Raw genomic sequence first — 20,760 nt, forward strand, 5'->3', positions numbered from 1 at the left:
GCAGCAATGTCTGGACGGCAGAAGCCCGTGGCACATTCGCCCGAATGGGGACTGGCGGGCGTTTACGCTCTGTCCGTCATGGCGCGCACGACTGTAATCGCGCTCATCCCCGTCATGGCCTACCATATCCTCGGAACGGCGCAGCATGTCAGCGAACTCTATTTCGCTGCAAGCCTGGCAGGGATCGCCGTGAGCCTGATCCTGCCGAAGATTCTGTTACGAGTGGGCCGTTGGCTCGTTTTCATTTTCGCCGCGGCAGGTGGAGTGGGCTCTGCCGTGGCGCTCGCGGGCGAGACAATGGCGGGGCTCGCGGCGGGACTGGTTCTCCATGTTCTCATGGTGCTCATTTTCGAGAATGTGATGAGCCTTTACGTTCTGCAATACGTCCCCCGTCGGAGCCTTTCAGCCTTCGAGCCAAGGCGTGTCCTGCTTGGCGGCATTGCCTATGGCCTGGGTCCATGGCTTGGTGTCTGGTTGACAGAGAATGTGGGCATCCGCAGTCCGCTGACGTTAAGTGCCGGATGCGCCGTCGCAGTGCCACTGTCGATTCTCTTGCTCAAGCCGATCTCCGAAACCCGAACGCCGCCGCATTTGAAGAGCGCTCGCCGGTCCGATGTCAGGCAGTTTTTCTCACAACCTCGATTGCGTCTGGCATGGCTGCTCGCCACGATACGGGCATCATGGTGGTCTATGTATATTGTCTACACACCGATTTTCGCTGTCAGCAACGGTCTAGGAGCGTCAGTTGGAGGACTCATGGTCGCGATCGGGTCGGCGTTGCTAGTCCTAGCGCCGTTATGGAAGCGGGTTGTTGAGCATACGGGCATACGGAAGCTACTGCTTCCAGCCTACGCAGTATGCGGAGTTGGAACGACAACAACCGGCCTGCTTTCCGGAACCTCGATCTGGGCAAGCGTAGCGGCGTTGCTGTTTTCGGCATTTGCCATGAGCGCCATCGACGCAATGGGCAACGTGCCGTTTCTACGTGCTGTCCGTCCTCATCAGCGGATGGCGTTGACGCCGATCTACAATACTTATCGTGACGTCGCGCAGGTCGCGCCTGCTGGCATTTTTGCAATTCTTCTGATGTTCGGGCCACTCTCATTGATCTTTGTTGCGGCAGGAGTGCTAATGGTCCTTGCTTCCGGGTTCTGTCACTACCTTCCCCGCCGTCTCTGATCGCCCGAAGAGACTTCTATTGGGCGCCCGTAAGCAGCCCCCGGGCCGGAGGATCTTCCGCACTGCGGTTTGGTTGAACGTCATCCGGTTGTCCTTCATATGCTCAGCCGGCACGTCCTCTCATACTAAGCCTCGTTACGCGGCCGTAGCGCCCTAAGCGCTTATTGGCGACCATTGCCGACACGGAATCGGAGTTCATCGTGAAACTCGGGATGCGCGATCTCCGTAAGCTTGCTGGCGCGCTCCGCAAGCGACAGGCCACGTAGATCGGCCACGCCATGTTCAGTGACGATGATCGCCGCGTCAGCCCTGCCGATGGTGGCCGGCCCTGCCAGCCTTGTCACGATCCGGCTGCGGCGCTGCCCCTTTACCTCAACCATCGAGGGCAGGGCGACAATGGGGAGGCCGCGCTCCGATGCCCGGGCTCCACGCAGGAAGTCGAGGGCGCCGCCAACCGCTCCGACATATCGGTCGCCAACGATCTCGGTATTCACTTGGCCCGAAAGATCCACCTCAAGAGCGGAGTTAATGGCGGTGAACTTGGGTAGAGACGCGAGAGTCGGCAAGGCATGTGTGACGGCAATCGGGCGCAATACGATCGCCGGGTTCAAGTGGGCGAAATCGAATAGCTCCTTGCTTCCCAGCAGTGCACCTGTCACAGAGAGACCAGCATCGGAGGGCTTCCGTGAATTTGTGACAGCGCCGGAACGGATCAGGCGCATCGCACCATCGCCCATGACGCCAGTATGCAGCCCGAGGTCCTTCCGGTCGACCAGCAGGTCCGCAACGCAGTCCGGCAAGGCTCCCAGCCCGAGTTGCAATGTCGCTCCATCCTCGACAATCGAGGCAACGTTAGCGGCGATTGCGCGCTCGACCGCGCTCGGGCCCGCCTTCACCATTTCGGGAAGAGGGCGGTCCGTCCTGACGATGACATCGAAGTTCTGGATGTCGATCTCGGCAGACGTGAATGGGGCTTGACGATTTACCTCCGCGATGACCACCCGGGCTGAACTGGCAAGCGCGTCGACATAGTCGCTGGCGCAGGACAGGCTGAAGCGGCCGCCCTGCGGATGCTCGGCAACCTGCAGCAGTAAGACATCAACCTTTTCACGCAGCACTGATGGCAGGTCGGAATAGTGGATCGGCAGAATGCCGATCGCACCTGCCGCCACCAGGTTTCTGTTGGTGCCCGTCCCGCAGAAGGACGTGAACTGCACGCAGTCCGCATGAGCTGGATCGGTCGTTTCAGCGAGGCTGATCCCGATGAACGCCGAGAAGCCGCCGATTGTGTGCCGCTGGGCCATCAGGCGGCGGGTCAATGCGAGCGGTTCTGCTGATGCCTGCCCCCAACAAACCAGATCGCCTGACCGAATGAACGAAGCGAAGTCGAGTGCATCAAGAGCGATTGTCTGCGGCATATGAGGATACTCAGGCCCGCTCGAAAATTGCCGCGGCGCCCTGACCGCCGCCGATGCACATCGTCTCGAGGCCATAGCGGACGCCGCTGCGTTTCATTTCGTGGATCAGCGTCGTCATAATGCGCACGCCGGTCGCACCGATTGGATGACCGAGCGAAATGCCGGAACCATTCACGTTCACACGATCGGGATCAACTCCCTGCCACGACTGCAGCACAGAAAGTACCTGGCACGCGAAGGCCTCGTTGATCTCGATAAGGTCCATATCGTTCACCGACAGGCCTGCCCGGCGCATCAGCCGTTCGGTCGCCGGCACAGGGCCGATTCCCATTTCTGAGGGTTCACAACCCGCAGCGGCCCAGCCGACCAGGAACGCGTCAGGCGCTAGTCCAAGCGAGGCCAGCCTGTCCTCGGCAACGACCAGACAGGCGGCTGCCGCATCATTCTGCTGAGCCGCATTGCCTGCCGTCACCGTTCCCCCCGGCTGAATGGGACGCAGCTTGGAAAGCGACTCCACGGTTGTCTCGGCGCGAATGCCCTCATCCTGGGAGACGACCAGGTCCTCGCCGCGCCTCTGCGGTACGCTCACGGGAACGACCTCGGAGGCCATCCGGCCGTCCGCCCACGCCGCCGCTGCGCGCTGCTGGCTCCGCGCGGCATAGGCATCCGCGGCCTCGCGTGAGATCGCATATTTTCGGGCAAGATTCTCTGCGGTTTCGATCATCCCGGAAATGTACCCGAAGCGGTGCTCAGGCTGGGAGCGCTCGCGGCCACGGTCCAGTCGGTCGTAGAGAACGGGCGACCCCGAGCGCGTTCCCCAGCGAACGCCGGTCGTGTAATGCTCGATGTTGCTCATACTCTCGACGCCGCCGGCGATGACGACGTCGCAGACCCCGGTCTGCACCATCATCGCTGCCGTCGCGATGGACTGCAGGCCGCCACCGCAGCGCCGATCCAGCTGCATTCCTGGGACGCCGACGGGCAGTCCAGCCTCGAGCGCAATCCAGCGCCCGACGCAGGGAGTTTCGGAATTGGCATAGGATTGGGCGAAAACGACGTCTTCAACCAAATTGGGATCGAGTCCCGTCTGCTCAAGGAGAGCCTTAACGACTGTGGCTCCCAAATGCTCAACCGGCACCTCCTTCAGGGCTCCGCCAAAGCGGCCAACAGGGGTGCGGAGCGGATTGACTATCGCTGCGCGACGCATTGCGAGAACTCCTTGCGCGGCCCGCTCAAACCGGGTCCCAGGTGAAAACGTCCGATGACACGTCAAGGCGATGGAAGCTCGCCGCAAGCGCCGGCATCGCGTGATCCGCGATTTGCTCTGGGGTCCAGCCCTGCTCGCGTTGCACCGAGCGCACCGGTCGCGGCTGGCTGAACAGGAAGATCTCGTTATTGCGTACGCTGAAGATCTGGCCGGTGACCTCCGCCGCGCGGTCCGAAAGCAGATAGACTGCCAGAGGTGCGACTTTCGCGGGCGTCATCTGCTGGAGACGGGCAACGCGGGCCTCTTGCTGGGGCGTGTCCACTTTGATGGAGCTGATCATCCGGCTCCAGGCGAAGGGCGCGATGCAGTTCGAGCGGACCCCGAAGCGCTGCATGTCGAGCGCAATCGATTTCGACAATCCCACAACGCCAAGCTTGGCGGCCGAATAGTTCGCCTGGGCCAGATTTCCGATCAGACCGGACGTCGAGGTCATGTGGACCATGCTCCCCGATTGCTGTGCCTTGAAGACCGTGGCAGCCGCTCGGCTGACGTTATAACTGCCGTAGAGGTGCACCTTGAGGACGCGGTCCCACTCTTCTTCGGTCATCTTATGAAAGAAGGTGTCGCGCAGAATACCGGCGTTGTTGACGACACCGTCGAGGCGGCCGAATGCATCGACTGCCACCTGCACAATGCGCTGAGCTCCCTCCGTATCGGCGACGCTGTCGAGGCTAGCGACGGCTTCTCCACCGCTCTCGCGAATTTCCTGCACCACGCGCTCGGCCGGGCCACCGTCGTGACCCTGACCGTCAAGGCTCGCGCCGATGTCGTTGACGATGACTTTCGCGCCATTCAATCCGGCCATCAAGGCGATGTCGCGGCCGATGCCTCCGCCCGCTCCCGTGACGACCACAACCTTACCATCTAGCATTCTGGTCACGGTCATTGTCATGCCCTCTTCAAAACCTGGCGGGCAATGAGCAACTGCTGGATCTGGCTGGTGCCTTCGTAGATCCGCAGCAGGCGCACATCGCGATAAAAGCGTTCGACTGCGTATTCGCTCATATAGCCGGCGCCGCCATGCACCTGGACGGCCCGATCCGCGACGCGGCCAACGGCCTCGGTGGCGAAGTATTTCGCGGCCGAAGCCTCGGTCCGTGCCGCGCCATCCCGGTCGTAAATCGCTGCCGTCTGCTCCACGAGGGCCTTGGCTGCGAGGTACTCGGTGTGGCTGTCGGCGATCATTGCCTGGATGAGCTGATACTCTGCGATGGGCTTGCCGAACTGCCGGCGTTCCCGGGCGAAGCCGACCATTTCGGCGACCAACCGGTCGCACATGCCAGTGGCCAGAGCTGCGATATGGATGCGGCCGCGGTCGAGCACCCGCATGGCAAGACGGAAGCCGCGGCCGGGCACGAGGCCGATGATCGCGCTGGCCGGCACCCGGACATTATCGAACATCACGTCGGATGTCGTCGTACCCCGCTGACCCATTTTTCGGTCCTTCTTGCCGATGGTCAGGCCGGGCGTATCGCGCGGGACAAGAAAGGCGGAGATGGCATCCGCTCCGGGCTTGTCGAATTCGGTCCTTGCCATAACCGTGAACAGCCCGGCGCGCTGCGCGTTGGTGATGTAGCGCTTGGTGCCTGTGATCACGTAATCGTCGCGATCCCGGACCGCGCGTGTCGTCAGGCTGGCTGGGTCGGAGCCAGTGTCTGGTTCCGTCAGAGCGAAGGCCGAGATTAACTCGCCGCTCGCGAGCCTCGGGAGGAAGGCCTGCTTCTGCTCCTCTGTTCCCTCGAAGATCAGTCCCCGTGCACCGATGCCGATATTCGTTGCAAGCAGGGAGCGGAAGGCGAGCGCGGTGTGGCCGAAGATCATGGCGAGCTGCGTCTCTTGCTGCGCGTTGAGGCCGATGCCGCCGTATTCGGGCGGGATCGTCAGGCCGAACAGCCCAAGTTCCCGCATCTCTGCAACGATCTCTTCAGGGACCTCGTCCTCTACCTCCAGCCGCATCTCGTTCGGTATGAGCCGCTCGGTGACGAAGCGCTGCACCGTATCCTTGAGCTGGCTGAATGTTTCGTCGTCGACCCAGTGGTCAGTCATGACGCGTTCACTCCCTTGTTATAGTCGTCAGGCCCGCGGCCCGAATGTGCAGACGCCTTCTACGGCGCGCTCGCCGGTCTGCGTCTCGACATAGATCTCGTAAGTGCCCGTCGCCTCGTCCCGAAGACTGCCTCCGGCCCGGATCGTGGATCCGACGATGACCGGCCTGACGAAGCGCGCATCGATCTCGATGTCGGAAGGAAGTGCGCCGAAGGTGCGCTCTATCGCTTCCATCACAAGATTGAGACCGAGCGTGCCGTGAATGATCGGTTGGCCGAACGCAGTCCCGGAGGCGAACTCGGGGTCGAGATGAATTGGATTAAAATCGCCGGTCAGCTCGGCATAGCTGAAAACGGCGTCGGGTCCAGCTGTCAGGCTAACAACCGCGAGTTCGCGCGGCAGCGTCGTGGTCATGAGTGTTTCCCCTCGGGCTCCCTCGTCGGCAGGTTTCCGGTAGCACTGTGTCATCTGGCCCAAATCGTGCGGATCTCGCCGTTCAGGACATCGGTGTCGCCATTTCGAAGAGTGACGCCAAAGGTCACCCAACGGCGCTCCTTGCGCATTTCCTTCCAGAGACAGGTCACTTCGGCATCGAGCCGGTCACCGGGATAGGCCGGCTCGCCGAAAGACAGCTTCTGGCTCGCATGAATATTGCCCGGCGGGCGCGGCTGGAACGCCGTCAGATAGGCCTCCATCATCGCTGCCACGAGCATGCCGGATGGAACATGCGCCGCAGTGACGGACTCACCATAGATCGCAGCCCAACGGGCGAGGCGCGTATCGTTCAGGTGGATTGAGCGGCGCCCCAGCTCTAGCCCCGGACGGAAATCATCAAAGATCCAGACTGGGGCGGAGGACGTGTCCGTCATCGCGAGCCCCCACGGTTGCGAGAGGTGGACCTCCCTCCGGCCAGGCGGCGCTCCGACTGCCGGACGCCGCGTGAAACACCGAACAACGCCTCGCTGATCCAGTCGGCGGAGTCTCGCAGGTCCGCTCCCAGCCGCTCAATGTTATCTCGTGAAAGCTGGCCGGCGATGCTAATTCCGCTGATGCCGAGACGAGGTTTGCCTGTCGGGTCGGTCACGATCGCAGCCGCGATCTCCAGCCCGATGAAGAGTTGTCCGAAGTCGAAGGCGTAACCGTCGCGCCGAGCCTTTTCCACGTCCGCGGCATAGGCCTCGAAGCTCGGCGGTGCTTGCCACTGCAGCGTCTCGAAACGGGCCTTTAGCTCTTCCCGAGGCAGGTTCCGTGAGGCTGCGTAGCAGCGTCCCACGGCGCCGACATAGGTCGGCAGGCGCGAGCCGTCCGACATGTCGACGCGTATCGTCCGGGCGGTGGAGACACGGTCGACGAGAACGATGCGTTCGTTCTCTGTGATGTGCCAGTGGCAGATCAGACTGTTGTGCTCGCCGGAGAGCCGCTTAAGTTCCGGCCGGATGAGGTCAGCCTGATTGGCGCCTAGGAGCGGCAGTGAGAGTTCTAGAACACCCATTCCGATCCGATAGGTCTTTGCCTCGGGATCGAAATCGACGAGTCTTTCGCTGGAGAGGGTCCGCAGAATATTGAAACACGTGCTGACGCTGACACCGGTGTCGCGTGCGATCACCGCAACCCCCGCCGGTTCGCTCAGTTGTGCAAGCGATCTGAGGATCGAAACCGCATTGGCAACGGCCCCGACGTTTTTTGGAAAGAGGTCTTGATCATGTGCGGCGCTCATGTATGAATGGCTTTCATAAGAATGTGAATGGCATTCAGCATTCGGAATGCCTAGCACGTCGAAACCTCTGATGGGAAGCCCCCATCTCAGAAAACCACGGCGAGGAAATGTGTCGATGGACGCACAGTCCGAGACGGGCACGGGATTAGCGGGGGCTGCGGGCAGCGCGCCTATAGGCTTGTCGGGCCTGCGCATTCTGGATCTCGGCCGCTACATCGCAGCTCCCTTTTGCGCGGCTCTGTTGGCCGACCAGGGAGCGGAGGTGATCCGCGTCGAGCCCCGGGCCGGTGCCCCCGATCGCGATGTCATGCCAATTGGCCTCGACGGGCGCGGCGCGCTCTATCTTCAGATGAACCGTAACAAGAAGTCGCTGGCGCTCGATCTCGATGTGCCGGCCGGTCGGGCCGCCTTCGAGAGGCTTGTGGCGACCTCAGATGCGGTGATCGTAAACCTTCCTCCAGGCGCGCTGAACCGCGCCCGCCTCGATTACGACAGCCTGAGGGCATGCCGCTCTGACATTATTCTTACAACGATTTCCGCCTACGGGCCGGAAGGGGAGAGTCAGGACCGCATCGGTTTCGACGGGACAGGGCAGGCGCTCAGCGGCGCGATGTCCCTGACCGGAACAGGCGAACGCCCACTGCGAGCCGCGGTCTCCTATGTGGACTACGCCACTGGCATGTCCGCGGCCTTCGCAACGATTGCAGCGCTCTACGAGCGGCGTGTAACCGGCCGCGGCCAGCACGTGAGGGCCTCGCTGCTCGGCACGGCCCTGACCATGACCAATCCCATGCTCATCGAGGAGGCAGCGGGCGCGCGCAGCCGCAAGCCGATCGGCAACCGCAGCCCGATAGCAGGACCATCGGATCTTTTCGCGACCCGGGACGGATGGGTCATGGTCCAGGTGATCGGCGACGGTATGTTCCGGCGCTGGGCGAAATTCCTCGGCCGGAACGATCTGATCTCCGATCCACGTTTCAGCTCGGACATCATGCGCGGCGAACAGGGTGAAATCCTGAGTGCTATAATGGCCGATTGGTGCACTACGCGCTCCACCGACGCATGTCTCACGGAGCTCGAAACGGCGAAAATTCCTGCCTGTCGTGTCCTGACGCCGGCGGAGGCGCTTGTCGCCAAGGAAATCGCCAGCGGTGGGTTCTTCCGCAACGAGCCGATCTCACCTGGTCACGGCAGCGTGCCGATCGCATCACGCGTCATACGCACCACCGCGTCGGAGACGTTCGAGCACAAGCCTGCTCCCGTACTCGGTGCTCATTCCGCAGAACTGCTAGCAGCCCTCGGCTATGGTGCCGAGGAGATCGCCAGCCTTGCGGGCGACGAGCCGGTCACAGCATGAAACTGAAGAAGGAGCGTGGCATCGTCCGCGCTCGAACAAACGGAGGAGAGGAAATGACCATTACAACGAAGTTCAAGTCGCTCGCAGTCGGAACGTCGCTCGGCCTTCTTTTTGCGGTCAGCGGCGCGCAGGCCCAGGAGACAATCAAGCTGGGTTTGTCTGTTCCGCTCTCCGGCTCTGGAGCCATCTGGGGCAAGGGGTCCGAATTCATGTGTAAAAAGGCCGCGCAGGAGATCGCGCAGGCTGGGGGCGTGAAGGTCGAGGGCAAGACTTATAACTTCGAATGTCTCGCCTTCGACAACAAGTACAATGCTGCGGAAGGAACGCGCGTCGCTCAGACGTTGCTCAACCGCGAGGGCGTCAAATTCATCGGCGGCAGCCTGGGGACGGCCCCGGTGCAAGCACTTCAATCGCTGACGGAGCGCCAGGGCGTGCTCATGTTCACCACTGCCTGGGGTCCCAGCATCAAGGGTCCGAAGTTCCCCTTGACCTTTACACAGATGAATACTCCGTTTGAGCTTCTGCCTCCCTTGATCCGCTTCATCCACGAGGCTCATCCGGAAGCGAAGTCCATCGTTATGCTGAATCCTAACGACGCGACCGGCCGTGATACCGAAGGGGTGGCAAATAAGGTCTGGTCCGAGACTGGCGTGAAGATTCTGTCGAGTGACTTCTACGAGCGCGGCACGACCGAGTTCCAGCCCATTGCTGCCCGCATCGCCTCGCTGAAGCCGGATATCGTCGATCTCGGCTCGATGCCCCCCGCCGATGCCGGCGCGGTGCTACGCGAGCTTGACGTGCTCGGCTGGAAGGGCGTGAAGGTCGTGGAGGTCGGCACTGGTGTCGACGGCCTGAAGGCGACCGGAGGCAATGCAACCGAAGGTGTTTACATGGGCGCGGCCGTAATATTCGACGCAGACAGCGTCACCAGTCAGCAGAAGGCCATCAACGACGAGGCGCGGGGCGTTCTAGGAGAGTCACTGAATACAATTCAGATTGGCTTCTACGACGCTGTGTATGCGATCAAGGCCGGTCTCGAGAAGGCCCAGTCGACGGACCCGAAGAAAGTCGCAGCCGTCATGCCAGAGGTTTCCTTCACCTCTTTCTATGGCGGCAAAGTTGATTTCTATGGCGTTGATACCTATGGGTCCCGCCAGCAGATGCGGCTGCCGGTGATCATCACGCAGGTCCAAGACGGCAAACTGGTCGAAAAGGCCCGCCTCATACCCTCATCTAAGTGATAGGCCGGCTCGACCGGAAAAGGCACGCCCGCCATGCAAACCATGATACAGCTCATCCTGACGAGCCTACAGATCGGCGCCGTCTACATCCTGTTCTCGCTCGGGCTGACGTTGATCTTCGGCGTCATGCGGATCGTGAATTTTGCACATGGACACCTCTTCGCCGTCTCGGCGCTGGTGGTGGCCTACACGGTGCCCTGGCTGGCAGGCGGGGGATTCCCCGTGCTGCCAGCCTATCTCGTCGCGGTTGTGGCGGGCGTCACGATTGCCATGACGCTCGGATTCTTGATGTTCGTGACCGGATTCCGCTATTTCCAGCGCGACATGGTCGGCTCTTTCATCCTTTCGATCGGGCTTGTGCTCCTCCTCGACGGCATTCTGCTCAAGGTTTTCGGTGGCGCAGTTCGGCCCGTACCGGAGATCCTGCCTGGCACGGTGACCGTGCTTGGCGCCGCCATCACTGTCCAGCGTCTTGCACTTTGCGTGGCCGCTGTCGTCATCACTGCGCTTCTTTACTGGGCACTCACGCATACCAAAATCGGAAAGGCGCTGCGGGCGGTATCGATCGACCACGAGGCGGCTATGCTCCAGGGAGTGCCATACAACCGCATGGCTCTCGCGGGTTTCATGATCGCCTCGGCGCTGGCAGCGCTCGCAGGCGCACTTATTGCACCAGTCACCATCGTCTCTCCGGTGATCGGCGCGGACTATCTGATCAAAGGCTTCATCGCCGTGATCGTCGGCGGGCTGGGCAGTGTTCCCGGTGCGATTCTCGGCAGCCTGTTCGTCGCCGGGATCGAAACCTTCGGCGGCTTCTATTTCGACCCCAGCTCCGCCACTATCGCCATCTTCCTCCTTGTCATCGCCATGCTGCTGGTGCGGCCGAAGGGACTCCTTGGCCATGCATGATGTGAAGCTGTCTTACTGGATCATCGGCATCGGGCTCGCACTCGCCGCGAGTTTCCTGGTTCACGACGCCTACATTGCGAGCGTGGTGAACCTCATCGCCATCGCCGCGCTGACCGCCGTCAGCCTTCGCTTTGTCATGCTGATGGGCGAACTGAACTTCGCGACAGCCGCTTTCGTTGGTATCGGAGCCTACACGACCGGAGCAGCCGTTACGATCCTGAACCTGCCGTTCCTGATCGCTCTTGTCGCCGGTGGTATCGTCGCTGGACTGATTAGTATCGTGTTCGGCTACGTCACCCTGAGAACTAAAGGACCGTACTTCCTGCTGATCGGCTTCGCATTCACCGAGGCCGTCCGCATCCTCTACTCCAAGAGTACGCTGCTCGGCGGGACATCTGGCATGGTTGGCATCTTCCCCCCGGTTGCTCTCGATGGCCTGATGCCGACCTTTATCGTCGCAGTCTCGGCCCTGGTGATCCTCGGCCTATACGCGCTTGAGCGTTCCGACTTCGGAAAAATTCTTACAGCCATTCGCGACAATGAGAATGTCGCCCGTACGGTCGGTCTGAACATCCTGCTCGTAAAGATCGCCTGCTTCGCCGCGGCTTCCTTCGCGGCTGGCATCGCGGGAAGCCTTCACGCATTCGCGAACAATGTGATCAGTCCGGGCGATTTCAGCTTCCTCGTGGCCGCGTTTGCACTTGCCTACGTGAAGGTCGGCGGGGAGGACAACATTCTCGGTCCCTTGATCGGCGCTGTCGTGCTCGTCGTCCTCGGCAGCTACGCGCTGGGCCTCGGTGGCCAGGAGCACATATTTTACGGCGCCGCGATCATGCTGGCGGTACTGCTGCTGCCGCATGGCATCACGGGTCTTCTCAGCGGACGACGGACGCAAGCCACGGGAAAGGGTCACTGATGCAAGCCGCGCAACAACCGCTGCTGATCACCAAAGGCCTGACCCGCCGCTTCGGCGGCCTGGTCGCCGTGTCCAATCTCGACCTCGAGATCCGCCCTCGCGAAATCCTCGGCCTGATAGGCCCGAACGGCGCAGGCAAGAGCACAACATTCAATCTGATCAGTGGATTCTACAAGCCATCGGCGGGAGAACTCTTCGTCTTCGGCGAGAACTGCACCGGTAAGTCGCCGCTGGCAATCAGTCGCCTCGGGCTGGTGCGTACGTTCCAGCACGGCAGCCTTATGCGCAGCATGACAGTGAGCGACAACATCCTGCTGGGCACCATCCATGGCATCAAGGGAGCGGCGGAGCGGCGCAAACGCGTAGCAGAAACTGCGGAGATGCTCGGGCTCACGCCCTACCTTGCAGATGAGGCGGGCAGCTTGCCGCACGGCCTGCAGAGACTTGTTTCCATCGGAATCGCCTTCGCCGCACGACCGCGTCTGCTCTGCCTGGACGAGCCTCTCACCGGACTGAATCAAACCGAGGTTGCCAATACCCTTACCGTTCTCGGACGGATCCGCGACGAGTTTGGCTGTTCCGTGCTGCTCGTTGAGCACAACATGAAGGCGGTGATGCAGGTCTGCGATCGGATCGTCGTCCTGCATCATGGGCAGCATCTGGCAACAGGGACCCCCGCGGAAATCCGCGCCGATGAGAAGGTCATCGACGCCTATCTGGGGCACCGCCATGCGCACTGAAGCCGCTCCCCTCCTGGTTTCGGATCTCTCGGCAAGCTATGGCGTTGTTCCGGCGCTACGCAATGTCGGAATCATCCTGGAGACCGGCCGCATCGTCACGCTGATCGGCGCGAACGGGGCCGGAAAGTCCACGCTGATCAAGGCGATTTGCGGTCTTGTGCGCCCGACTGGAGGAAGTGTTCGCCTCTTCGGAGAAGACGTGACCGGGCTATCGCCCGATCGTCTTGTGAAGAAGGGACTTTCCGTCGTGCCGGAGGGCCGGCGTCTCTTTGCTGAGATGACGATGCTGGAAAATCTCGAACTCGGCGCCTTCGCTCGCAACGATCAAGCAGCCACGAAACGTGACCTCGAGCGCGTAATCGACCTGTTCCCGGAGCTGCGTGACCGGCTTGCCACGCCCGCAGGAACGTTCAGTGGTGGCCAGCAGCAGATGATCGCGGTCGCACGGGCGCTGATGAGCGCCCCGCGCGTTCTTCTTCTCGACGAGCCGACGATCGGACTGGCACCAGCCGTTGTTGACCGGATCGCGGACATTGTCACGAAGATCGCCAAGACCGGCGTGAACATCCTGCTGGTAGAGCAGAATGCGGAAACGGCTCTTTCGATCGCCGATCATGCTTACATTCTCGAGGGCGGCTCGATCATTGCCGATGATACCGCCAGCGCCCTCGCGCAAAGCCCTGAAGTGCAGCGGGCTTATCTGGGGATCTGATCATGGCGCTTGACCACAACGACATTTGGCAACCGACTGCAGACTATGTCGAAGGTGCGCAGATCACCGCACTGGCTAGGCGGCTTGGCGTTGCCAACAGCGAGCAGCTCTACGACCTGTCGCTGGCCGACCCGGATACCTATTGGCGCGAGGTTGTAGACTTTTGTGGCGTCCGCTGGAGCCGCGGCTACAATCGATATTGCGATACGTTGCGCGGCGCGCCGTTTCCGTCCTGGTTCGTCGGCGGCGAGTTGAACTGGGTCGATACGATTCTCGACAACGTCGAAGCCGCCGATCGAACTGCGATTGTTGCCGAGCGCGAAGATGGCACGGTGCGCAGCGTCACCTATCACGAGTTGGCGGATGAGGTTCGTAGCCTTGCCGCAGGCCTGCTCGATATGGGTCTAAGGCGCGGCGATCGCATTGGATTGCTGATGGAGAACGGCATTGAGGCGTCGGTCTCGCTCCTCGCTATCGCGCATATCGGCGCGATCGTCGTGCCCCTGTTCAGCGGGTTCGGCACGGATGCCATCGTTGCGCGCTTGGCACCCTGCGGCGCACGGGCACTGATCGCCACCTCAGGCTTCCAGCGGCGTGGCCGCTTCGTCTCGACGCGCGAGACAATTGTAGCGGCTCATCGTGAGCTGCCGGCACTCGAATTTATTGTTATGAAGCGCTCGCCGGAGGATCCGGTCCCTGCGGACGCTTCCGGATCCACCCACGACTGGCATGCGATTCTTGCTCCAGCCAACAGTGCGCCGCCTTCCGCGCGTATGTCCCCGAACGACCCTTTCATGGTCATTTTCACCTCGGGAACGACTGGCAAGCCCAAGGGGGCAGTCCATGTCCACGGAGGGTTCCCGATCAAGATTGCCCATGACGCGGCGGTCCATTTCGACGTGGGGCCGGGCGATGTCTTCTGCTGGCCGGCGGATATGGGTTGGATCGCAGGTTCGCTGATTCTCGCTTCGGCCCTGCTCCGTGGGGCAACACTGGTCTGTTACGACGGGGCACCGGACTATCCGGACTGGTCGCGCATGGGGCGTCTGATCGAGCGCTACCGAGTAACCCATTTTGGTTCAGCTCCGACGCTGATCCGGGGTCTTTCCTCGAATGAGGCGATCAGCACGTCGGCTGATTTTTCCTCACTTCGTCTCCTGATCACAGCCGGTGAAAGTATTGCGCCTGAGCACTTCGTCTGGTTCGAGCGCCACTTCGGCAGGGGCGAATGTCCTCTGATCAACTATACCGGGGGAACCGAGGTCTCTGGAAGCCTCCTCGCCAGCGTCGTAACGAAGCCGATCGTTCCAGCCGGGTTCAACACTCGCTCACCGGGAGTGGCGGTGGAGGTGCTCGACTCCGCTGGCCAGCCGCTCGTTGGCGCGGTGGGCGAGTTGGCGATCCTTGCTCCCTTCGTAGGCATGACCGCCGGTTTCTGGCAGGACGACGAGCGCTATCTCGAGACGTACTGGAGTACCGTCCCTGGGGTCTGGATCCATGGCGATCTCGCGATGCGCACGGATGATGGCCACTATTTCCTGCTTGGACGCTCCGACGACACGATCAAAGTCGCCGGTAAGCGCGTTGGCCCTGCAGAGGTCGAGGAGGTTCTGGTGGAGATCGACGGTGTGGTTGAAGCCGCCGTCATCGGAGCCCCCGATCCCGTCAAGGGGCAGGCGATCGTGGCGTTCCTCACCTGCGACGGCGCGCCTGACGAAATAAGGAAAATCGCGGCGTTGCGAATTCAGGAGCGCTTGGGACGCCCGTTCGCTCCCAAAGCTGTCTTCGTAGTGCCGCAGCTGCCCAAGACGCGTAGCTCCAAGATCATGAGGCGGGTCATCCGCAGCGTCTATTCCGGCGCGCCGGCAGGCGACCTGTCATCGCTCGTGAATCCCGAGGCGATCGCGGATATCGAGCAAGTTATCCGCCAAGTATAGGAACGAGTCATGGATCTTCATCTGCGCGGGAAGAAAGTGCTGATTACCGGCGCCTCGCAGGGCATCGGAGAAGGGCTTGCGGAGGTCTTCGCCGAGGAGGGTTGCAATCTCCATCTCGTCGCCCGGTCCGGCGACAAGCTGCAGACCCTCGCCGAGCGCCTGCGTAGTATCCACAGTATCGACGTCATCGTCCAGGAGCAGGACATCGCGGCCGCTGGGGCTGCGGAGGCCATCGGCTCCGCAGCCGGTCAGGTCGACGTGCTTGTCAATAATGCGGGTGCCATTCCAGGAGGCGATCTCTGGCAGGTCGACTCCGCGAACTGGCGTAGGGGTTGGGAGGTAAAGGTCTTCGGTTACATCGATCTTTGCCGCACCTTCTATACCTCCATGAAGCAGGCTGGTGGCGGCGTAATCCTTAACAACATTGGGAACGGCGGCGAAAATTTCGACTTCCGCTACATCGCCGGCTCCACTGGCAACGCCGCACTGATGGCCTTCACCCGAGCATTGGGCGGGCGCAGTCTCGATGACGGCATCCGAGTCCTCGGCATCAATCCCGGACCTGTTGCGACGGACCGGATCGTGAAGATCATGAAAAACCGCGCACGTGAACAATGGGGCGACGAAGGCCGCTTTACCGAACTGCTGGCAGAATATCCGCTCGGACGTGCGGCGAGCGTGAGGGAGGTCGCCGATCTCTTTGCCTTCCTAGCATCACCGCGCTCGGCCTACACGTCCGGGACCATCATCACAGTCGATGGCGGCCTGACATCTCGCCGCTCAATTTGACGACCCACGACGAGCTGGAGGTACCATGACCCTCGACGCCTATTCCGCCTTTCCGTCAATTCTTTGCGACAGGCCTGCTCCTGGCGTGCTGCGACTGACGCTGAACCGTCCAGAGAGCCTCAACGCATTAGGTCCGGATGCCCACCGCGAGCTCGCTGACATCTGGCGGGTCGTCGACCGCGACCAGGAGACCCTGGCTGTTCTGCTGTGTGCAAAGGGCAAGGCCTTCTCCGCTGGTGGGGACTTCGAGGTCGTCGAGAAGCTGACGCAGAGCTTTGAGGAGCGCGCCAACATGTGGCGTGAGGCCCGAGACCTGGTCTACAATATCATTAACTGCTCCAAGCCCATCGTTTCGGCGATCCAGGGGGCGGCCGTCGGGGCTGGGCTCGCCGCGGCGCTCGTATGTGATATTCCGATCGCGGCGAAGAATGCGAAGTTGATGGATGGCCATGTCAGGCTCGGTGTTGCTGCGGGCGACCATGCAGCGATCATCTGGCCGCTCCTGTGCGGTATGGCGAAGGCCAAGTACCATCTTCTTCTCAATGAACCGGTAACCGGCGAAATGGCCGAACGTCTCGGGCTGGTGGCGTTGGCAGTCAACGAGGCTGAACTTCAGGAAAAAGCCCTTTCCGTCGCTACCCGCCTCGCAGAAGGTGCACCTTCGGCAATCCAGTGGACGAAACACACGCTCAACAACTGGCTCCGCATGGCCGGGCCGACATTCGACGCCTCTCTGGCACTCGAAATGCTCGGCTTCTCGGGCCCTGACCCTGTGGAGGGACTAGCTTCATTCCGCGACAGGCGCCGTCCCGCGTTCTCCAGAAAGGCTCCATTCTGACATGGGGACGGCCCACTATGAAAGGCTGCTGAGCCCACTCACTCTGGGCCATGTCACGCTGCGCAATCGCATTGCAATGATGCCGCACGCGGTGATGTTTGGGGCTGGTTACGGCTCGGCAATCGAGCGCACGATCGCCTACCACATTGAGCGCGCGAAGGGCGGCGCGGGTCTTATCGTAATGTCCAACTTCTTGATGCCGGAGTCTTGGCGTCGACTTGCGAAGTGGGGCGACACGCTGGAGACGACCCCTCTCGGGGGGCTTGACCTTGCCAATGACCGCACTCTTCAGCCACATTATCGGCGTATGATCGAAGCCATCAAGACTGAAGGTGCTTGCTTCGTCTCGCAGCTCAACATGAGTGGTCGCCAACTCCGCTCTCCCGGAACAACGCAGTTCGGGCTTCCACTCCTCGCTCCGTCACCCTTGCCGTGTCCGCGAACGGCAGAAATTCCAAAGGAGATGACCGAGGGTGACATCGCGGAGTACATCGCCACCATGGTTGAGGCTGCGCTTAACATGCAGGGCGCGGGCGCCGATGGCGTAGAGCTCTTCGCGGCCCAGGGCTACCTACTGCACGAGTTCTTGTCGCCCGTGACCAACAAGCGCGTGGACCGCTATGGCGGTTCGCTCGACAACCGTATGCGCTTTCTGCTCGAGGCCCTAGGAGCGATACGTGCAGCGGCAGGGCCCGATTTCCTCATCGGGGCGCGGATCAATGGGGCCGATGGCGTGCCCGGCGGACTGGAATTGACAGATGCGATCGAGGTCGCTGCGAGATTGCGTGCCGAGGGCATCAGCTATCTTAATGTTAGCGGGCTGACCTCGCTGCACTACCCCGGCTGGATCGCCGACATCACTGCGCCGCAAGCGCAATTCGCGCCCCAGGCCGGAGCTATCCGCGATGCTGTCTCGGGCCTCCCGGTCTGTGTAAGCTCCCGCATTGCCACGCCAGAGGATGCGGAGGCCGTTCTTGCCGCCGGGCAGGCCGATTTTATCGGAATGGCCCGGGCACTGATCTCTGACCCCGAGCTGCCGCGCAAGGCCGCACGCGGGGATCGAAAGAGCATCCGCATCTGTACCTACTCCAACCAGTCCTGCATCGTCGGGCTCGATCGGGGGCGTGGCGTTGGTTGCATCCACAATCCGGCCGTCGGGCGGGAGGCGCAGATCGGGCTGGGAGCGATGCGCCCCGCCACGCGGACAAAGCGCGTGGCGGTCGTGGGCGGTGGTCCGGCCGGTCTAGCTGCCGCGCGTGTCGCGGCCGAACGAGGTCACCGTATCACCCTCTTTGAGAGCAGTGACCGGCTCGGCGGCCAAAACCTCATGACGTGCGACGTCAGCTCGCGCCGTGGGTTCTCTGAAATTCACCGTTGGCAGATCGAGATGCTGAGCCGGCTGGATGTCGACATCCGTTGCCGCACGAAAGCCGACCGCGCGACGCTCGCTGGTGGAGATTTCGAGGCCATCGTGATTGCGACAGGGTCGACCCCGCGCCGGGACGGCTACACCTCGCTTCGACCGGGCGTGGCCGGCATGCCCGGAGCCAGCCTTCCTCACGTTCGCACCGTATGGGATGTATTCCTGTCGCCTGAGACCATCCACGGACCGGTGATCGTGATCGAGGACGACCCACATCTCTCCGGCACGGCCGTGGCGGAAAAGCTTGCCGAGCTCGGGCACGAGGTGACCATCGTTACCCCGCATATGCATGCTGGCGCCGATCTGCCGGTGCATCATGCGCCCGCGCTCTATCGCCGCCTGGGCGCACTCGGAATCAATGTCATACCCATGACCTTTGTCATTGCCATGGAGCATGGTCAGATTGTCTGTGAGGAGCGCTTCGGCGGTGCCACGAAGCACATTGCGCATGACGGCCCGGTGATCCTGGCCATGGGCAACGTGGCCAATGACGGTCTGGCGCGGGAACTTGCCGATGACGGTATCGAGCTATTCATTGTCGGCGACGCGCTGACGCCTCGCCAGGTTGACATCGCCATCCTCGACGGCGAGCGCGCTGGCTGGACGGTTTAAACTGGAGAGCAGGATGCCGAGACTGGACGGAAAAGTCGCCTTCATCACCGGCGCGGCAGGCGGCATTGGGCGCGCAACTTGCCTGCGCTATGCCCAAGAGGGAGCACGTATCGCCGCGGTGGACATCGATGCAGCGGCTCTAGAGGAGACCTTGCAGGAGGCGTCGGCAGGCGGCCGTGGGCTCGCTATCGCATGTGATATCACGGAGCCAGAGCAGGTAAGGGACGCGATCGCACGTACGGCAGCGCAGTTCGGCCGCCTTGACATCCTGTGCAACATCGCAGGAGGTTCAAGTGCCGCGGATGCACGCGTGACAGAGGCGCCAGACGAGGAATTCTGGCGCGTGATCCGGCTCGATCTCTATGGCACTTTCCTGTGCTGCAAATATGGGATCCCGGAAATTGCGCGGGCGGGTGGCGGTTCTGTCATCAACACTGCATCGATGGTAGCGCTCATGGCGCTGCCGGAGCGTGATTGCTATACTGCCGCGAAAGGCGGGGTAGCGGCGATGACGCGCTCCATGGCCGTGGAATATGCGCCTGACAACATCCGCGTGAATGCCATCGCACCGGGCCTCGTGCTGACGGCGCGCGTAGAAGGACTGATGGGCACGCGCGAGGAACTGCGCCGCCTGGCAAGCCAGCACCTGCTTGGGCCATGCCGGCCGAACGACATCGCAGAAATGGCTGTCTATCTCGGCGCCGACGAATCCCGTGTCGTGACCGGCCAAGTTCTTTCAGTGGACAGCGGTGTTACAATTTCCTGAGGTCTTGCCATGACAATTAGAACAGTCGCTGTCGTCGGTGTGGGTGCCATGGGCGCTCCTATGGCTATGAACATCCGCGAGGCTGGCTTCGATCTCACGGTCTGCGACCGCAGCGCAGCGGCCCGCGCCCCTTTCGAAGAACTTGGGGTCCGATGCGTGGATCGGGCGTCGGATTGCGCGGATTGCGATGCGGTAATCATACTGGTGGCGACGCCGGAACAGGCACGCGCGGTCGTGCTCGGCGAAGGCGGGTTGCGCGAAGGTCTGCGTGGCAGAACACCGCTTCTCGTCGTCATGGGGACGATCGCGCCGGAGATGATGCGCGAACTCCAACGCGAACTTGAGCCAATCGGAATGCGCGTGGTCGACGCGCCGATCAGCGGCGGCGCGGTCAGGGCGCGTGAGGGTAACCTCGCTATCATCATGGGCGGCCGCAGGGAGGATTGCGAGATGCTGCGCCTGCTCATGGAAGCGATGGGCAGCGCGATCTTCTACTGCGGCTCGTTGGGTGCAGGGCAAGCTACGAAGATCATAAACAATCTCGTAGGCATCACATCGCTGATGATTGCGGCAGAAGCGTACCGCATCGCCGGGGACAACGGAATCAGCCTCTCTGATGCAATCCCGGTCTTCGAGGCGGGCACGGGACGCAATTTCTTTACCGCACATGCGAAGGATGCGCCGGAGGCCTACAGTGCCTGGACTGCCACTCGTTCGGCTTTCGAGTCGCTGCACGCAATCATGCGCAAGGATATCGATCTTGCGCTGTCGATCGGAGGCGGGTCCGGGCCACTGCCGATGACGAAGGCCTTGCGCGCCGTGCTTGACGGCATCGACGACGACACCTTCGACACCTGGCGTGCGGTTGCTTCCGCTTCCTGACATTCCTGAGG

Annotated in this window: 20 protein-coding genes; 13 read left to right on the top strand and 7 right to left on the bottom strand. The window is 61.9% G+C overall.

From position 1 onward, the window contains the following. The first annotated feature begins 27 nt into the window (after positions 1-27). Entirely contained in the window at positions 28-1,179 is a 1,152-nt protein-coding gene (locus AC522E_RS07915; RefSeq protein ID WP_500749861.1) for an MFS transporter, read from the top strand. Positions 1,180-1,340: 161 nt separating this feature from the next. Here AC522E_RS07915 and AC522E_RS07920 read toward each other — a convergent pair whose 3' ends face one another. From AC522E_RS07920 to AC522E_RS07950, 7 genes are read right to left on the bottom strand one after another with little or no spacing between them, the layout of a single operon-like run. Beyond that, entirely contained in the window at positions 1,341-2,672 is a 1,332-nt protein-coding gene (locus AC522E_RS07920; RefSeq protein WP_500749862.1) for an acetyl-CoA hydrolase/transferase family protein, read from the bottom strand. Beyond that, the gene (locus AC522E_RS07925) at positions 2,608-3,804 is read right to left on the bottom strand and encodes an acetyl-CoA C-acetyltransferase (RefSeq protein ID WP_500749863.1); all 1,197 of its coding nucleotides are present in this window, start codon (positions 3,802-3,804) and stop codon (positions 2,608-2,610) included. Before AC522E_RS07925 ends, AC522E_RS07920 begins: the two co-directional genes overlap by 65 nt. Positions 3,805-3,829: 25 nt before the next feature. Then, positions 3,830-4,750 (bottom strand): SDR family NAD(P)-dependent oxidoreductase, encoded by a 921-nt coding sequence (locus AC522E_RS07930; RefSeq protein WP_500749864.1) that lies wholly within the window; start codon positions 4,748-4,750, stop codon positions 3,830-3,832. Positions 4,751-4,752: 2 nt separating this feature from the next. Next, complete coding sequence (locus AC522E_RS07935) at positions 4,753-5,910, bottom strand: acyl-CoA dehydrogenase family protein (protein WP_500749865.1); 1,158 nt, start codon at positions 5,908-5,910, stop codon at positions 4,753-4,755. Positions 5,911-5,937: 27 nt separating this feature from the next. Beyond that, positions 5,938-6,324 (bottom strand): MaoC family dehydratase, encoded by a 387-nt coding sequence (locus AC522E_RS07940; protein WP_500749866.1) that lies wholly within the window; start codon positions 6,322-6,324, stop codon positions 5,938-5,940. 50 nt (positions 6,325-6,374) lie between these two features. After that, entirely contained in the window at positions 6,375-6,779 is a 405-nt protein-coding gene (locus tag AC522E_RS07945; RefSeq protein ID WP_500749867.1) for a MaoC family dehydratase, read from the bottom strand. After that, positions 6,776-7,627: an IclR family transcriptional regulator gene (locus AC522E_RS07950; protein ID WP_500749868.1), complete on the bottom strand. Its 852-nt coding sequence runs from the start codon at positions 7,625-7,627 to the stop codon at positions 6,776-6,778. Before AC522E_RS07950 ends, AC522E_RS07945 begins: the two co-directional genes overlap by 4 nt. A gap of 115 nt (positions 7,628-7,742) precedes the next feature. On the opposite strand from AC522E_RS07950, the gene AC522E_RS07955 reads away from it, so the two are divergent. From AC522E_RS07955 to AC522E_RS08010, 12 genes are read left to right on the top strand one after another with little or no spacing between them, the layout of a single operon-like run. Then, complete coding sequence (locus tag AC522E_RS07955; protein WP_500749869.1) at positions 7,743-8,984, top strand: CaiB/BaiF CoA transferase family protein; 1,242 nt, start codon at positions 7,743-7,745, stop codon at positions 8,982-8,984. After that, positions 8,981-10,225, top strand: a complete 1,245-nt coding sequence (locus AC522E_RS07960; protein ID WP_500749870.1) for an ABC transporter substrate-binding protein — start codon at positions 8,981-8,983, stop codon at positions 10,223-10,225. Before AC522E_RS07955 ends, AC522E_RS07960 begins: the two co-directional genes overlap by 4 nt. 33 nt (positions 10,226-10,258) lie before the next feature. Continuing rightward, the gene (locus AC522E_RS07965; protein WP_500749871.1) at positions 10,259-11,134 is read left to right on the top strand and encodes a branched-chain amino acid ABC transporter permease; all 876 of its coding nucleotides are present in this window, start codon (positions 10,259-10,261) and stop codon (positions 11,132-11,134) included. Next, positions 11,127-12,050: a branched-chain amino acid ABC transporter permease gene (locus tag AC522E_RS07970; RefSeq protein WP_500749872.1), complete on the top strand. Its 924-nt coding sequence runs from the start codon at positions 11,127-11,129 to the stop codon at positions 12,048-12,050. Before AC522E_RS07965 ends, AC522E_RS07970 begins: the two co-directional genes overlap by 8 nt. Next, complete coding sequence (locus AC522E_RS07975; RefSeq protein ID WP_500749873.1) at positions 12,050-12,790, top strand: ABC transporter ATP-binding protein; 741 nt, start codon at positions 12,050-12,052, stop codon at positions 12,788-12,790. The genes AC522E_RS07970 and AC522E_RS07975 overlap by 1 nt, the downstream gene beginning before the upstream one ends. After that, positions 12,780-13,502, top strand: coding sequence for an ABC transporter ATP-binding protein (locus tag AC522E_RS07980; RefSeq protein WP_500749875.1), 723 nt, complete (start codon positions 12,780-12,782; stop codon positions 13,500-13,502). Before AC522E_RS07975 ends, AC522E_RS07980 begins: the two co-directional genes overlap by 11 nt. A gap of 2 nt (positions 13,503-13,504) precedes the next feature. After that, positions 13,505-15,439 (top strand): AMP-binding protein, encoded by a 1,935-nt coding sequence (locus AC522E_RS07985; protein ID WP_500749876.1) that lies wholly within the window; start codon positions 13,505-13,507, stop codon positions 15,437-15,439. Positions 15,440-15,448: 9 nt separating this feature from the next. Next, complete coding sequence (locus tag AC522E_RS07990; protein WP_500749878.1) at positions 15,449-16,228, top strand: SDR family oxidoreductase; 780 nt, start codon at positions 15,449-15,451, stop codon at positions 16,226-16,228. Between the two features lie 25 nt (positions 16,229-16,253). After that, positions 16,254-17,066, top strand: coding sequence for an enoyl-CoA hydratase/isomerase family protein (locus tag AC522E_RS07995; RefSeq protein WP_500749879.1), 813 nt, complete (start codon positions 16,254-16,256; stop codon positions 17,064-17,066). A 1-nt stretch (position 17,067) separates the two neighbouring features. Then, a complete protein-coding gene (locus tag AC522E_RS08000; RefSeq protein WP_500749880.1) occupies positions 17,068-19,101 on the top strand; it encodes an FAD-dependent oxidoreductase in 2,034 nt (677 codons plus the stop codon). A gap of 13 nt (positions 19,102-19,114) precedes the next feature. Continuing rightward, positions 19,115-19,867: an SDR family NAD(P)-dependent oxidoreductase gene (locus tag AC522E_RS08005; protein WP_500749881.1), complete on the top strand. Its 753-nt coding sequence runs from the start codon at positions 19,115-19,117 to the stop codon at positions 19,865-19,867. Between the two features lie 9 nt (positions 19,868-19,876). Beyond that, complete coding sequence (locus tag AC522E_RS08010; protein WP_500749882.1) at positions 19,877-20,749, top strand: NAD(P)-dependent oxidoreductase; 873 nt, start codon at positions 19,877-19,879, stop codon at positions 20,747-20,749. Positions 20,750-20,760 lie beyond the last annotated feature (11 nt).

The sequence above is a fragment of the Microvirga sp. BF8 genome (genome assembly GCF_059888585.1).